This is a genomic window from Undibacterium sp. SXout7W, assembly GCF_049339385.1.
Taxonomy (GTDB): Bacteria; Pseudomonadota; Gammaproteobacteria; order Burkholderiales; family Burkholderiaceae_D; genus Undibacterium.
The window spans coordinates 280,289-295,905 of the sequence record NZ_JBMPPF010000002.1; the positions used below are offsets into that span (position 1 = coordinate 280,289).

15 protein-coding genes are annotated in these 15,617 nt (G+C 51.5%); 6 read left to right on the forward strand and 9 right to left on the reverse strand.

Translation table 11 applies throughout. The features are described 5' to 3' along the window. The first annotated feature begins 229 nt into the window (after positions 1 to 229). From ACO0LB_RS03590 to ACO0LB_RS03615, 6 genes are all read left to right on the forward strand, one after another. Positions 230 to 388 (forward strand): hypothetical protein, encoded by a 159-nt coding sequence (locus tag ACO0LB_RS03590; protein WP_423046549.1) that lies wholly within the window; start codon positions 230 to 232, stop codon positions 386 to 388. Positions 389 to 455: 67 nt separating this feature from the next. Beyond that, entirely contained in the window at positions 456 to 1,436 is a 981-nt protein-coding gene (locus ACO0LB_RS03595) for an ABC transporter permease (RefSeq protein ID WP_423046551.1), read from the forward strand. Further along, the gene (locus ACO0LB_RS03600) at positions 1,436 to 2,368 is read left to right on the forward strand and encodes an ABC transporter permease (protein ID WP_423046713.1); all 933 of its coding nucleotides are present in this window, start codon (positions 1,436 to 1,438) and stop codon (positions 2,366 to 2,368) included. Before ACO0LB_RS03595 ends, ACO0LB_RS03600 begins: the two co-directional genes overlap by 1 nt. Positions 2,369 to 2,378: 10 nt before the next feature. Beyond that, positions 2,379 to 3,431 carry an ABC transporter ATP-binding protein gene (locus ACO0LB_RS03605; protein ID WP_423046553.1) on the forward strand — a complete coding sequence of 351 codons (1,053 nt, stop codon included), beginning with the start codon at positions 2,379 to 2,381 and terminating at the stop codon, positions 3,429 to 3,431. Then, positions 3,431 to 4,450 (forward strand): ABC transporter ATP-binding protein, encoded by a 1,020-nt coding sequence (locus ACO0LB_RS03610; protein ID WP_423046555.1) that lies wholly within the window; start codon positions 3,431 to 3,433, stop codon positions 4,448 to 4,450. The genes ACO0LB_RS03605 and ACO0LB_RS03610 overlap by 1 nt, the downstream gene beginning before the upstream one ends. Positions 4,451 to 5,765: 1,315 nt before the next feature. Further along, positions 5,766 to 6,476 carry a GntR family transcriptional regulator gene (locus ACO0LB_RS03615; RefSeq protein WP_423046557.1) on the forward strand — a complete coding sequence of 237 codons (711 nt, stop codon included), beginning with the start codon at positions 5,766 to 5,768 and terminating at the stop codon, positions 6,474 to 6,476. A 66-nt stretch (positions 6,477 to 6,542) separates the two neighbouring features. On the opposite strand, the gene ACO0LB_RS03620 is transcribed toward ACO0LB_RS03615, so the two are convergent. The 9 genes from ACO0LB_RS03620 to ACO0LB_RS03660 all read right to left on the reverse strand — a co-directional run bounded on the left by ACO0LB_RS03620 (position 6,543) and on the right by ACO0LB_RS03660 (position 15,552). Further along, positions 6,543 to 7,073 carry a DUF6985 domain-containing protein gene (locus ACO0LB_RS03620; protein ID WP_423046559.1) on the reverse strand — a complete coding sequence of 177 codons (531 nt, stop codon included), beginning with the start codon at positions 7,071 to 7,073 and terminating at the stop codon, positions 6,543 to 6,545. A 123-nt stretch (positions 7,074 to 7,196) separates the two neighbouring features. After that, positions 7,197 to 8,486: an HDOD domain-containing protein gene (locus tag ACO0LB_RS03625; protein WP_423046561.1), complete on the reverse strand. Its 1,290-nt coding sequence runs from the start codon at positions 8,484 to 8,486 to the stop codon at positions 7,197 to 7,199. A gap of 227 nt (positions 8,487 to 8,713) precedes the next feature. Next, complete coding sequence (locus ACO0LB_RS03630) at positions 8,714 to 9,745, reverse strand: adenosine deaminase (protein ID WP_423046563.1); 1,032 nt, start codon at positions 9,743 to 9,745, stop codon at positions 8,714 to 8,716. Between the two features lie 14 nt (positions 9,746 to 9,759). Next, positions 9,760 to 10,641, reverse strand: a complete 882-nt coding sequence (gene xdhC, locus ACO0LB_RS03635; protein ID WP_423046565.1) for a xanthine dehydrogenase accessory protein XdhC — start codon at positions 10,639 to 10,641, stop codon at positions 9,760 to 9,762. Positions 10,642 to 10,939: 298 nt separating this feature from the next. Beyond that, a complete protein-coding gene (locus tag ACO0LB_RS03640) occupies positions 10,940 to 11,197 on the reverse strand; it encodes a BTH_I0359 family protein (RefSeq protein WP_423046567.1) in 258 nt (85 codons plus the stop codon). Between the two features lie 139 nt (positions 11,198 to 11,336). Then, the gene (locus ACO0LB_RS03645) at positions 11,337 to 11,768 is read right to left on the reverse strand and encodes a GTPase (RefSeq protein WP_423046569.1); all 432 of its coding nucleotides are present in this window, start codon (positions 11,766 to 11,768) and stop codon (positions 11,337 to 11,339) included. A gap of 1 nt (position 11,769) precedes the next feature. Then, positions 11,770 to 12,498, reverse strand: a complete 729-nt coding sequence (locus ACO0LB_RS03650) for a response regulator (protein WP_423046571.1) — start codon at positions 12,496 to 12,498, stop codon at positions 11,770 to 11,772. Between the two features lie 85 nt (positions 12,499 to 12,583). Next, positions 12,584 to 14,965, reverse strand: coding sequence for an ATP-binding protein (locus ACO0LB_RS03655; protein ID WP_423046573.1), 2,382 nt, complete (start codon positions 14,963 to 14,965; stop codon positions 12,584 to 12,586). Further along, positions 14,962 to 15,552, reverse strand: a complete 591-nt coding sequence (locus tag ACO0LB_RS03660; RefSeq protein ID WP_423046575.1) for a DUF4390 domain-containing protein — start codon at positions 15,550 to 15,552, stop codon at positions 14,962 to 14,964. The genes ACO0LB_RS03655 and ACO0LB_RS03660 overlap by 4 nt, the downstream gene beginning before the upstream one ends. Positions 15,553 to 15,617: the final 65 nt, after the last annotated feature.

Consider the following 15,617-nt stretch of genomic DNA (forward strand, 5'->3'; position numbering starts at 1 on the left):
CGCCAGCATCGATGCATCTCTGGTGGCAGAATGGCGCAACATTATTTGCATGGATGACGCTTCACTACACAATAGCAGAATGACGCCGTCCCCATCAGAGAGAACGATACCAGATTCTGTCGGCCTCAGTATGCGAAGTCATCATAAGCATTCTACAAAAATAGAGTTGGTCAGCGCCAGTAAATCGGTTATCGTTCGACCCAATTTCATTGACAGCAGATGCGCCGACATGTTCTCCGGAAGCCTGCGTTGCGAGCTTGATGCCATTCTGCGTTATCCATCCGGAAATAGGATGCCGGCACAGCCAGCGGCAACATCGGTACCGATGACAACGACGACACCAATGACACCAATGACAGAAGAGAAGCATCTGGTTGCGATACCATAGAGGCGTTCAGACCGAGCGCCGTTTTTTTCATTCACATGTACCAGCAGGAACCAACAGAGCCAACAGGATGCCGGGATTTATCTTTCGTCGTTTATCGCAAAGCATTATCGTTTTGTTCATCATGTCATTGCTGGTATTTGCCGGCGTGTATGCGATCGGGAATCCGATCGACATGCTGATCAGTCCGGATGCGGATCAGCTGGAAAAAGCAAAGATTATTACCAGTTTTGGTCTGGACAAATCCTTGCCTCAGCAATATGGACTGTTCCTGAGTCATGCACTCAGCGGTGACCTTGGGCGCTCATTTGCTTATGCCACACCGGCATTGACGCTGATACTCGAAAGGCTTCCTGCGACGATGGAACTGGCTTTGTCGGCATTATTGCTGGCGATCCTGATAGGTATTCCATTGGGTTTGCTGGCGGGTTTGCGACCGCATAGCATTGTCGGTAAGAGCATTATGGCGATATCGATACTGGGATTTTCATTGCCCACGTTCTGGGTCGGGCTGATGCTGATCATGGTATTCGCGGTGCAACTTGGTTGGCTGCCTTCCAGCGGACGCGGCGAAACCAGCCTGCTGCTGGGGGTACCCGTCAGTTTTCTGACGATCGATGGGCTGAAACACCTGATCCTGCCGGCATTCAATCTGGCACTATTTAATATCGCCATGGTGATTCGCCTGACCCGCTCAGGGGCGCAGGAAGCTCTGCTGCAAGACTATGTGCGGTTTGCGCGTGCCAAGGGCTTGCGCAACAGCCGGATTATCGGCGTGCATGTGCTGAAAAATATTCTGATTCCGATCGTCACCGTATTGGCACTGCAATTTGGTTCTATGATCGCCTTCGCGATTGTCACCGAATCGATTTTTGCCTGGCCCGGAATGGGGAAATTGATCATCGACTCGATCAGGATATTAGATCGCCCGGTGATTGTTGCTTATTTATTGCTGGTCGTGACCTTGTTCATTGTGATTAATCTGGTGGTGGATATTGTGTATTCCCTGATCGATCCACGTGTTCGCTTGTCTGACAGCGGGAGAGCATGATGGCAGATTTACCTTCTTCCACGACGAGTTCTGCTGTGGTGACGCCGTTGCATGCAGACACAGCGTTTCGTCGCTTTTGCCGGGATTTTTTTGCCAGTGCGTCTGCCACTGTTGCCTGCGTTGTACTGGGGGCATTGATATTGGCTGCTCTGCTGGCACCGTGGATTGCGCCACAGAATCCGTATGATCTGACGGTACTGGATATCATGGATTCACGACTGGAGCCCGGCGCGGTTTCTGCCGACGGAGCTGTGCGGTTCCTGCTTGGCAGTGACGAGCAGGGACGCGACATGCTGTCCGCCATTCTGTATGGATTACGTATTTCCTTGCTGGTCGGTTTTAGCAGTACCGTGATTGCACTGGCAATTGGCCTGACTCTGGGTTTGCTGGCTGGTTATGTTGGCGGGCGCACGGAGTCGCTGATCATGCGCATTGCTGATATCCAGTTATCGTTTCCCGCCATTCTGATTGCTTTGATTTTGCTGGCGCTGATGGGGCAGGGAACGGGCAAGATTATTACTGCACTGGTACTGGTGCAATGGGCTTATTATGCCCGCACCGCACGCAGTGCCGCGCTGGTGGAGCGGCGTAAAGAATATATTGAGGCTGCCATTGGCCTTGGTTTATCTCCGGTACGCATTATCTTGCGGCATCTGTTACCGAATTGCCTGCCACCGCTGATCGTGATTTCTGCTTTACAGGTGGCATCGGCGATCTCGCTGGAAGCGACCTTATCTTTTCTGGGGCTGGGTTTGCCAGTGACGGAACCTTCACTTGGCCTGCTGATTGCCAACGGTTTTCAATATATGTTGTCGGGAAAATACTGGATGAGTTTTTTCCCGGGACTGGCATTATTGTTGAGCGTGGTGACGATCAACCTGGTGGCCGATCAGTTGCGGGATGTACTCAATCCACGTCTGCAACTCCATTGAAACATTGGTTATGACAAACTCTTCCCATGCAACCTTATCCGTCAGCCATCTGACGACAGAATTCACGAGCCGTGCCGGCATCATCCGCGCTGTGAATGATGTGTCTTTCAGTATTGAGCCGGGACAGATTATGGGCCTGGTCGGTGAATCGGGTTCCGGAAAATCCATGACTGGCTATTCGATTCTGGGATTGATTGACGCGCCGGGCAAGATCAGCCACGGCAGTATTTTGTTTCAGGGGCAGGAGTTGCGCGGCATGTCAGCGGAAGGTTTGCGGCAATTGCGTGGCAATCGTATCGCTATGATTTTTCAGGACCCGATGATGACCCTCAATCCGGTATTGCGGATTGATACGCAAATGATGGAAACCATCTTTGCACATCAACAGGTCAGTCACGCCAAAGCCCGCGAGATGGCGCGCGATGCACTGGTGAAAGTCGGGATTCCTGCACCAGATCAGCGTTTGCTGGCGTATCCGCATCAATTTTCGGGGGGGATGCGCCAACGTGTTGCGATTGCGATTGCACTGCTGAATCAGCCCGATCTGATTATTTGCGACGAGCCAACCACCGCGCTGGATGTGACGATACAGGGGCAGATTTTGTTTCAGATGCAGCAGTTATGCAAAGATTCGGGGACATCACTGATCTGGATCAGCCATGATTTATCGGTCGTTGCAGGTCTGGCCGATACAGTAACGGTCATGTACGCCGGTAAAATCATTGAACATGGCACTACGCAGCAGGTATTGGAGCAGCCGCGTCATCCTTATACCCAGGGCCTGATCGCGTCGGCACCCTCACGCCAGGCACCACAAACATCACAGACACGAGGGCGCTTGTTGCAACAGATTCCCGGTATGACACCTTCATTGCTGAATTTACCCACGGGCTGTGCTTTTCGCCCGCGTTGTACGTATGCAAGCGCTGCTTGTGAGCTGGTACCGCCATCACGCTTGGTGGATGGACGCGATCTGCGCTGCCACCACCCTTTGCCCTCCTTGCCCCCTTTGCACACACCGCAGACCTTGTCCTCATTGGCATCGCAACAGGAGGCGAATTGATGAGCCGATCCGATATGACGCGAGCCAACGCAGAGCCATTATTGGAATTACGCGCAGCTGGTAAGCGTTTTGGGCAGGAGATGGATATGGTTGCCAGACTGCTGCATTTCTGCGGCGCACAGCAGCCTCAACCGGTCGTGCATGCAGTTCAGGGAGTAGATTTGCGTCTGCATCAGGGCGAAGTGCTTGGACTGGTGGGCGAATCTGGTTGTGGTAAATCGACGCTCGGGCGTATGGTCGCCGGTTTACACAGCATGTCAGACGGAAGCCGCTGGTGGCAGGGGCAGGATGTGACGCAGGCAGATGCAGCACAGCGCAAACAGTTGCAACTGGCGATACAGATGATTTTTCAGGACCCCTACGCATCTCTCAATCCGCGTATGCGCGTGAAGGATATCGTCGGTGAAGCTCCGTTGGCGCACCGTTTGATCAGTGCTGGCGAACAGCGCGATTATGTCGAACAGTTACTGCAAAAAGTTGGGCTGGACCCCGCCGTTGCACAACGCTTCCCTCATCAGTTTTCTGGCGGTCAGCGTGCGCGTGTCGGCATTGCCAGAGCACTGGCAGTGCAACCGCAGGTGTTGGTGTGCGACGAAGCCGTTGCTGCGCTGGATGTCTCGATACAGGCTCAGGTACTGAACTTATTTATTCAATTACGCGATCAGCTGAATCTGACCTATTTATTCATCAGCCATGATCTGGGCGTGATCCGGCATGTATCCGACCGGGTGATGATCATGTATCTGGGGCGAGTGGTGGAATCTGCCGCTACTGAAAATATTTTCAGACATGCGAATCATCCCTATACTCAGGCGCTGCTGGCTTCTGCACCCAGACTGGAAGTGAAAAAAACGGCATTCATTGCGATTCAGGGTGAAATTCCCTCGCCACTGCATCCGCCCAGCGGCTGCCATTTTCATCCACGCTGCCCCCATGCGATGGCCAGGTGTGCGGTAGATGTACCTGCGCTGAAAGAAATTGCGCCCGGCCATTTGTCCGCCTGCCATCTGAATGCCTGAATAGCTGAATGACGGCAAATACGGCAAATACAGTGTCTGAGATGTTGATATTTTTACGTTGTGGCTTCGTGTACAGGTCAGTACTTCCTTGCATGTAGTGGCGTATGCGAGTGATGAATTGAATGCTGAAGGATGCGCTCATTGCTGATCAGGACTGATGGAAATTGCTCCGGCGGCCTTGTGACACCCTGTTGTATCCCCTCTGTGCAAGCCCAAACCCAGCGCCTGCCCAATACCGACCCAATAATGAACCAATATAAACGCGTACGGCTTTCGTTGCCAAACCTTGTCAGGACAATGTTGTATCAGTCTCAGTTATTTTTCATGTGAATGTCTGATATGTAAAAATAGCGTTTTGTGAATTTGTTGCGCTGCGATATAGTTATACCTGTCTCCTCCAACACCTCCTAAGGTTTGGATTTAAGCCCGCACTTTGCGGGCTATTTTTTTGCCCTTTTTCTTTTCATCTATTTGTGCGAAGTAAGTTCGCGCTGGTTCAGCGTATGCTTCAGGATAACTTTTCTATTGAATACCTTGATATGTATCGATGCAGGTGAAGCGGGTTGATGATCTTCTTATCTGTTTTGTGAATAATTGATATGCAAAAATAGTGTTTTGTGAATTTGCTGCACTGCGATATAGTTACACCTGTCTCCTCCAATACCTCCTAAGGTTTGGATTTAACCCGCAACCAACAGGTCGCGGGTTTTTTTTTGCCTTAGCATGACGGTCAAAGAAAAAGCAGGCCTGCAGTTCTCTCGCGCAGACAATGTATGGCGAAAAATTATCATGAAAAAGAATTTATTTAAAAAAGCTACATAAAAAATGGTAATGAAATGGCAATGAAAATGATAGTCCGGTGGCTATATTCGATTTTATTGCGATGCGATATAGTGTTCTCAGTCTCTTCCAGGCCTGAAATGCTTTGAAATTCGGCTCGCCTTTTGTGCGGGCTTTTTTTATGTATTCTCCATATGCAATTGTTGAGAAATACGATGCAGATGTCATGCATGCGGAGCTTCATGTGGTGCGTCCCTCGCGGATGAATGGCCGCTGTTATTCTCAATATTAATGACTGATATTCAGACAATAAAGCATACAAATATGTTGCGCTGCATTAAAGTAGTACCTGTCTCCTCCAACACCTCCTAAGGTTTGGATTTAAGCCCGCACATTGCGGGCTATTTTTTTGCCTGTATTTATCTGTATCAATATCAAATCTGATCAAAAGTGGTGCAGAACACGTAAAATCGACGCTCATAACACTGAGCCGCTTGTCTTGATTGACATCAACCGATTTTTTACGCTATTCCCAATGACAGAACCCGCATTGAATGATGTACACCGCGATCAGGCTGATCCGGAGCAACGCATGTATCGTGATATTTATGATGCCATCATGGATCATCGTTTGCCGGCACGTACCAAGTTGACTGAACAATCGCTGAGCCAGATTTACGACATGGCGCGTCATGGTGTGCGCAAGGTATTAAGCCAGTTGGCAGCGGATGGTCTGGTGGATCTGGAGCCGAACCGCGGGGCTTTTATTGCCAGTCCTGGGGAGAAGGAAGCAGAGGAAATGTTTGAACTGCGTCAGGTGCTTGAAAGAATGGCGGTAGAGCAGGCGCTGGAACACGCTGATCAACGTGCTATCCGCAGTTTGCGCAGCATGGTTGAGCGTGAACGCGATGCCTATTTGCAGGGAAACCGAACGCAGTGGATACGCTTATCCGCCGAATTTCATCTGGAACTGGCAAAAATGGGCGGTAATGGTTTGCTGGTGGATATGCTGCGTCGTTTGGTCTCGCGCACAACGCTGATGATTTCCAGTCCCGACGCCGCTGGCACGCGTCCCTGTTCGTTTGATGAGCATTTGAAGGTGGTGGATGCGCTGGAGCAGCGCGATAAAAAAGCGGCTTTGCAGGAGATGGCGCACCATTTACAGCAATGTGCCTGCCGCACGCCAAAGCAGGGCGGCAAGCATTTTGATTTACGAGCCGTACTCGGCGCTCAAAAAAATACCTGAACTCTGTACGCCCTGGTTTGTTGGGGTTGTCAGAAGTGATCCCGGGTGTAGCCCCGGGCCTTATCGTTAACCCGGACTCTGGTAAATCACCTGATCCAGTTCCGCTAAACCGTAGACATCGGCATTGCTTAAAAAGTCATCAAACGGACCAACTTTGCTGATTTGCTTGCCATATTTGAACACCAGTTGCAGACCGCGTTCTTCTTCCCAGTCACAATCGCATTCGAGCGATACATACACGGCTTGATCGCCGGTACTGCGACGCACGATCAGGGCTTCTGCGCCGAAGCGAATATGTTGCCAGACATCGGCGGGCGTTGCGATATCAATCACATCCTGTTTTTCGGCGCGACGTAGCTGTGTCACGTCTTGATAGTAGGCAAAAATCGCCGGTTCTGCGGCGGCCAGGGACGTTTTGCTGAGGTGAATAAAATTTTCTATGGCCTCATGAAAATCCTCGGTTTTACTATCGCCGACATAGGCTTCAATCAGCAGTTCGCATTCGATGCCGTCGAGGGCAGCAATGGCGACTGGCTGGCTGATCAACCAGTCGTTGTCATCGTCCTGGAGTAAGGTGCCAAGACCAGGGATGTTCATCAGATGTTCCATAATACGCGCTCAGGTTAACCAGGAAAGATGCCTGGATTCTACTATACTCCCCAGAAGTATATTTGTAACACCGAATAAAATTGATGGGGAGCGGCTATATAACTGATATTTTTAAGGGAGTATATCCATATTCACAGAATTGACTCCCGCCAGATCATGCAGTTGCAATGTATTGAGCCGGGTGTAGCACAGACTCGCCTCCTGGCTTAGTCCGGCAGTCAGTTGCACATCATTGCCGCTCAGTTGTACCTGATTCACCAGCACCCGCATTTTGCTGATCAGATCGGCGGTATGCAATACATGGCCGAGTGGCGTCCATGCCACCGGTTTGCGGCCGCCAGCTTGTTGCTGTAATGCCTGTACTATCTGTTCAGGAAATTCCCAGCGCTGGGCAATGCGGTATGCCAAGGTGGCAGCGACGGATGACATCGCCAGTTGAAAACCCATGGAATATTTAAATTTTGCCTGTTTGCATTCCTGATCCAGCAGGCGAAACGCAATGATCAGCCCGAGATTTTTAGTCAGGCCGGCAAGGAAGGCGTGAAAAGGATCAAAGCTGCTGTCCTTGTGTGTCAGAGTATGGCAGGCGATGGCGCATTTTTCGGATTGCGCCCAGATCAATGGTGCTGCCCGGCGCGTGTACTGGCCTGCATGCAGATTGATGATGGGGCGGAATGCGACTTTGGCAATTACCAGTCGTAATCCTTCTTCGCCCAGCATCATGATGGCATTGTCCAGATTGTCTATCCGGTCTGCCGGATTGTAGAGTGCGCTGTTGACCGTATTAATCACTTCGCCAACCAGACTGGCATCTTTGACGATATGCCGGGTCAGTTCGCCCGTCGATACGGTTTTGCTACGCAGACTATGCAGCAGTTGTGGGATCACAGAAGGCATGCGCGGGACGATGACGGCATCATTCAGATCCGAGGCCAGCAGTCGATACAAGGACTGCAACAGTTCCTGTTCATTATCTGCGCTGCTGCCTTCGCCCGGATATCCCATCAGCCAGTCAAAAAACAAGTCATCAATGGCGATATGGGGTTTCCAGACGACCAGAGCCGGTGTCGTTACATGGCTGGTGTCAGCAGTGGCAGTCTCTGCTGCCGCTGTCGCCGCAGTGTTCGATGGTGTGGCGAATGTCGTCGCTGACGTACTTGCAGACGCACTGGCTGATAGGTCGTTGGCAGCGCTGTGGTCGGTCGCTGGAAGCGTATCTGTAGTTGATGCAGTGGCAGTGATCAGATTGTCGTTGACTGTCGGCGTTTCTGCATTTGATGCTGCTGAAGTGGTAGAGCTTGCCACGGTGGTAGCGATGGTTGGGCGATTGGCAGGAGCTGTGGCCGTGCTGACACCGCTGCCGAACAGGCGTTGGAAAAACTGGCTGAGGGGATTTGCCACGATGGCCCTTTCGTTATCCGGTGCAATCCGGCGCAGATCAGCAGAATGCAAAAAGCATAGCAGCTTATCCTGCGCTCGTGGCAGGCAGATGACAGCAGTGTAGTGTGTGTGTCTTGTGTGCGACGTTTGTGCACGGTTTATGCGCCGCTTGTGAGACGCCGGTACGCCGCTTGCAACGTTGATGCCAATATCTACGCAACGTCTATGCGGCCATTCGACGCCATTTGCTACTGAAAACCTGCGGCATATGTTGCGAGCTCACGCAGCCAGATTTCTTTTTGCTCTGCCGGAACAAACGATGCTTCAAAGCTGTAACGGGCAAGTTGCACGATCTCATCGGCATTCAGCATCAGCGCGTCGGCTGTCGCTATAAAGTTGGCATTGATATAACCACCAAAATACGCCGGATCGTCTGAGTTGATGGTGACGCGGATTCCTCGTCGTAACATTCGTGCCAGATTATGATCACGCAAATCCTTCACCACGCACAGTTTCAGATTCGACAGCGGGCATACGGTGAGAGGAATACCTTGCTCTTGTAAGCGATGCATCAAGGCAGCGTCTTCTTCCGCACGTACGCCGTGATCTATCCGTTCCGCATGCAGTTCATCGAGTGCGCCCCAAATATACGCTGGCGGCCCTTCTTCGCCTGCATGGGCAACCAGATGCAGGCCCATTGCTTCGGCAATGGCAAACACGTGCCGGAATTTTTCGGGTGGATTGCCCACTTCGGCAGAATCGAGCCCGACGCCAATCCAGACGTCGGCATATTCCTCGCGTAGGGGTAATGCCGATTCCAGCGTGGCAATCGCCTCTTCTTCACTCAGATGACGCAGAAAAGACAGAATCATGCGCCCTGATAATCCGTGTTCATGCTGCATTTTTCGCAAGGCGCGGGCGATACCGGCAAAAACGATGCGAATATTGACTCCCCGCGATGTATGGGTTTGCGGATCAAAGAACAACTCAACATGACGTACATTGTCGGCCATCGCCTTTTGCAGATAGGCGAACGTCAGATCAAAAAAATCCTGCTCCGTTCGCAGAACGGCTGCCCCTGCATAATACAAATCCAGAAACGATTGCAGATCCTCAAAATTGTAGGCAGCGCGGACTTCGTCAACAGAGGCATAAGGAAGTGGAACCTGATTTTTCTTGGCCAGCGCAAACATCATCTCCGGCTCCAGGCTCCCTTCGATGTGCAAATGCAATTCTGCTTTTGGCAAGCCGCGGATCAATTCGTGTAAGTGAGTACTCATGATGTGATCTTTCATTATGTTGTTTCAGCAAATGCGGAGGAAGCTGTCTGAACCGATTTTTCAGTCCAGACCTGCAATAACTGTGCCGCAACGGCGATGGCAATCACACCGGGTTCTTTTCCTGTGATGCCGGGTAATCCTATCGGACAATGCATTTGGTCCAGTTGCCGCTGGCTGATGTGTTTCTCGCGCAGACGATGTTCAAAGCGTGCTCGCTTGGTCAGTGAACCTATCAGTCCAAACCAGGCTGCATGATTGCTGCGCAGTATGTGCTCGCAGAGATGCAGATCCAGTCCATGATGGTGCGTCATGACCAGAAAGTAACTGCCCGGCGCGGCATTGGCAATCACTGCTTCGGGTATGTCGGTCGCTTCGGTGATGATGTGAGCCGGTAAATCGGCAGGAAACAGATGATCACGTTCATCTACCCAGGTAATACGACAGGGCGTGTTTTGTAATGCGTGCACTACGGCGCAGCCCACATGACCCGCGCCAAACAGGTATAGATGTGGCAACACCAGGCTTTCTTGCTGATAGCCCGCAAGTCGCTCAACCCTTGCTGCATCGCTCCATGCATCGACTCTTTCCAGCATGATGCGCACCACACCGCCGCAACATTGACCAAGAGAGGGGCCGAGTGCCAGCGTTGCATGACGAGTACAGTCCAGCACATCTTGCTGATCCTCCAGCCACAGGCGCGCCTGAGCGATGGCTTTCCACTCCAGATGCCCACCCCCTATCGTGTCATACAGGCTGTCTGTAGTGACCAGCATGCGTGCTCCGGGCTGACGAGGTACCGAGCCTTGACTGCCAGTGACGGTGATCAGTACCGCAGGCTGATGCGGCGATAGTTGTCGCAGTTGTTCCAGCCAGAGATGAGGACTTGCTACATGCATAAGGCGTGTTTGGAAGGTGGGGGGAGAGGGATGATTTCCGTATTCATTTCCACATCACGATAACAGCAAATGCGCACAGCTGTATCTGCGATAGCTGATGTTCAGTATGCCTGCACAGATATACGCAACAGAATTGACGGAACATGAATATGTTTGCCGGATAACAACAAGGGCTTTATTTTTATCAGAATACCATCATGCTGAATGAAATTCTGCTCCGATAAAGCCCTTTGCCCAGCGCACATACGCTTGTTGACGCCTGGATACTCATGCCGCTGACGATTCAGGCGAGAGTCAATCAGTGCAACAAGACGCTTTGCCCCATGTAAGCATCAAATTGACCGAGAAAATCGTCGATCTCTTCTATGCTGGGTTCAGTGGCAATCAGATCATGCACATCTTTACGAAAGTGAATAGCAAGTGAGCCACCGATAAACCATTCGCGACGTACTGATTTATCGGTAATTTCATACCCACCGAAGCGCAGGGCTTCGTGCTCGGTATCTGCGCCATATTCGACGACGCTGTATTGTTCGCTGTTGTAAATGATATTCATTTTAGGCATCCTTTCTGGCTGGAGGGGTGTTTCCTCATATAAACCGGACATGGTGCTGATAGCAGCGGATTTCAAGCAGACTGACAACGCTGTTACGGCTGTTACTGTTAGTTACGACGTGATTGTCAGTGACTTGAGTCTACAAGCAAATAGAATAATCTGCCAGTAGCAACTGATCGTAGGGGCTGGCCAGTAAGGCGGAGCGAATCGCATCCAAATGCGCGCTGCTGGCAACGCCGAGATAAATGCGTTGCACGGGCTGACGTAAAGCGCGGTTCAGGCTGACACGCATGGGTAGATTGCCGATGCAACAAAAACAACCGGGGGCGATGCGTTGCAAAGACAATTGCGGTGATTCTGACAGAATCATCTTACCGTCTGGCAAACCTTCCAGAATAACTGCATGAATCGCTGCATGAATGACGGCAGCAGAGGCGTTGGCGTTATCAGAGATGAAAGATGAAGTGGTATCTGAGGCAGTGGATGATCGCTGGATAGCGTCATGGATTGCCGCCTCACGTTGCTGGTAGCTACCACCACTGACGAGCGTCAGTGGTACAGGCTGACGCATCTTATTCGCCGCGTTTAGCGTATTTCACGGATTCCACACCGAGTTGTTTGAGTTTGCGATACAGGTGGGTACGTTCCAGACCGGTTTTTTCGGCAACGCGGGTCATGCTGCCGCTCTCACGGTTCAGGTGATATTCAAAATAAATTCGTTCGAATGCATCACGTGCTTCGCGCAATGGTAAATCAAAAGACAAGCTCGCAAACTGGTTGGCTGGCGAGGCTGATATCGCTTGTGCGGTACTGAATTGACGGGTTTCGTAATTCACCGGCGCAGTGTTGCTCACCGTCGCGGCCGAGGCAACCGCAGCGCTGCTGATGTCGCTACCAATCACACGCAGAACCGGAATCGCTGGTCTTGGTGCTTCAGCGGTGCGAGTCAGCCCTTGCTGAACGGCCTTGAGCAGTTTTTGCAGTGCAATGGGTTTTTCGAGGAAATTCAATGCGCCGATGCGGGTCGCTTCAACTGCCGTGTCGATAGTCGCATGTCCGGACATCATGATCACCGGCATCGTCAGCAAACCATCGCGCTGCCATTCTTTGAGTAAGGTCACACCATCGGTATCTGGCATCCAGATATCGAGCAGCACCAGATCCGGCCTTGCGTCCTGACGTGCCTGACGCGCCTGTTGTGCGTTCTCAGCCAGTTGTACCACGTGACCTTCATCACCCAGAATTTCCGAGAGCAATTCCCGGATTCCCATTTCATCATCAACGACTAATATGTTTGCCATAAATCTACCCTATTACCACCCTGTGTTTTTGTACTTCTCTTGTCCGTGCTTCTCTGTCGGAAGCCTGTGACGAATAGCCGGATTTTTATGCTGTTTTCAAATCCGGTGCTAACTTTAACAGCAAAATCGCTACTTTTGCACCGTTTGTATCGCTACGATTCTGAATATCGATTCTGCCGCCGTGTTCATCAATAATTTTTTTCACCATTGCCAGACCCAATCCGGTGCCGCGCGGCTTGGATGTGGCATACGGTTCGAATGCGCGGGCCAGAATTTTGCCGGAAAATCCGGGGCCATTATCAATGATCGATAATCTGACTGCCGAGCGCGCATCTTTCCCGGCGCTCTGATAACGCACCACTTCCGTGATCACATCAATACGTGGTGCGATGTCTGTCTGCGGGTTTTCGGCAACGGCATCCTGTGCGTTTTGCAGCAGGTTGTGAATGACTTGCCGCATCTGCGTTGCATCTCCCATGACCTGCGGGAGATCAGCTGCCAGATTCAGGCGGATGATGTCGCGGTCATCTCCCGCCATGTACAGGTGTAATACTTCATCGATCAGTTCGCCAAGATTGAGTGGCGTCAGCACTGCCGGTGGTGTTTTAGCATAGTCGCGGAAATCATCGACCATGCGCTTCATGGAGGTAACCTGATTGACGATCGTGGTGGTGCTTTTGTTCAGGATAGCGACATCGGCGTCACCGAGTTTGTCCTGCAACTTCATTTGCAGTCGTTCAGCGGATAATTGTATGGGCGTCAGCGGGTTTTTGATTTCATGTGCCAGACGGCGTGCCACTTCACCCCAGGCGATAGAGCGCTGGGCAGAAATGATATTGCTGATGTCATCAAACACGATCACATAACCATTGCCGTTTCCTACCGGTAAATGCGAGCCGCGTGCCAGTAAGGTAATGCTCTGTCCGTCGTCGCTTTGCATGCCATTGGCAGATTTTTCCGGCATCACCCCCGCGTTTGGCCGAGGTACTTCGATTTGCTGCTGCCAGTGCTGTTCTTGCGCGCTATCGCCACCTGCCGCGGATTGTGCGTGTTGTTCAGAAAATGCTTTGTCGATGGCGACGGCAAAGGTATTCATCCCTTCAATATCAGTCAGCGATTTTCCAATATCGCTTTCTAAGCGACGTTGCAAAATGCGCTCAACAGATTCATTGCATGTGACCAGATGCGAATGTTGGTCCAGCACCATCACACCGGCGGACATATTGGCCAGTACGGATTCCAGATAGGCTTTGGCGTTTTCGAGTTCGTTCCGGTTTTTTTCGACAGTAGTCCGGGCATCGAATAACTGGCGCGTCATCGTATTGAAGGATTGCGTCAGACTGCCTAGTTCGTCTGAACTGGTGACGATAGGGCGCGGTGAGAAGTTTCCTTCTGTGACGGCCTTGGTGCCTTCAGCGAGCAACAGCAATGGACGTGCGAGCTCACCTGAAATCAGGAAGGCGCTGGTGATGGCGGCAAATATCGCCAGTAACAGTGTCAGGGTCAACGTAAAAATATACATGGTTTTCAGGCTGCTACGGCCAAGCGACCTGACCTGATATTCGCTGGACGCACTACGTAGCGCTTCTGCATGCATGGCCAGATTGGAGGGAACGGGTTGGATCAGCTGCAGATACAGTGTTTCGCGTTGCAATGACAGGCCGTTGCTGGCACTTTGTAGCTGGATCAGTACGCGTGAACGCAGGATTTTGCTTGGTTCCGGGGCCAGTGCAGGACGGTTGGCTCCGCTGCTGGTATTACCATTACCACCGCTGCCGTCGCTTTTGATGGTGTTGTCAGTCGGGTTGGCGTTGACGATTTTTTCGTCGGTCGCTGCATAATAGCGTGCATTACGCGCCTGCCTTAGCATGTCGGCGGTCGGCAGTTCCGGTACCAGGCTACCGACATTTTCGTTGGCGGTGGCAATCACACGGCCCCGGCTATTGAAGATAGTTGCTTCCTGTACCTGCGTTCTTTCGCGCAATCGGGATAACTGGATGGCGACTGAGCTTTCAGATGGTTCGGACAATTCCGCCGCCATTTCACGCGCTTTGGCGCGCAGGTCTGCCAGCAAAAAATCGAGTGCACTGAGGCCGAGGTTTTTACCAGAATCCAGTGCTGACTCGACTTTGACGTCAAACCAGGATTCGATGGAACGCGAGACAAACTGCACCGAGACGACATAGATGACCGTACCCGGCAAAATGCCGACCAGAGCGAACAACAGTACCAGCCTCGTCATCAGGCGTGAACCGAATTCTTTGGTGCGATAGCGTCTCAGCAAGCGCCATAACAGTGTCAGTACCAGTACCAGCAAGGCCAGCGCGACGACCGCATTGGCTCCCAGTAGCCAGCCATAATAATGTTCAAAGCGTGCAGAGTTATCGGATGCGGTTGTCAGAAAAAATAGCAGGATACTCATGAGAGCACCGCCAATAATCAAGGCATACCGCAAAAATCTGGTCACTTGTCGTCTGCCTTGAAGGTAAAGCGTTTCCAGTCAGATGACAGTCGCCAGTCACTATTATTGAGTGACGTGATCAGGAAGGTTTTTGGCAGATAATTCAGATCCAGGCGCAAACGCACTGCAACGTTATAGACGGCGCCATTGCTGAGAGCATTTTTTTCCGCAACCACCCAGCGCCGTGGTCTCAGTACCAGTGCCAGCGCTTCTTCCAGAGTAGGAAAATTTTGCTGTAATCCGTTGTTGATGGTGGCGGTGTAATTGCGTGTCCAGGTGTTATAGCCGATGCGAACGGTTTGTACTGAACGTATCGTTTTTTCGTCGAACCAGTACCAGCGCGGTCGTGTCAATTCGACTTCGGTCGTAAATGACACCGGAATTTCGCGCTGGGAAATGGCTTCTACCAGTCCGTGGCTGAGTTCAAAGGCAAAACTGGCAGCGAGGCGATACCCTTCTTCGCTCGATTCCAGTCTGGCAGATGTGACTTCGGCTTCGATGGCATGACTGTGTGGCGCGATCAGCAATGCCAGTAGCGCTAACACACAGGTCAGCATTAGCCGGCGCAGCAAGTGAGTCGAGCGTTGAATCATGCAATCAGTGAAGAAAAATGAAGTACGAATAATAGCCTTAACATAGCCTGAACTGCTTTGTTTCT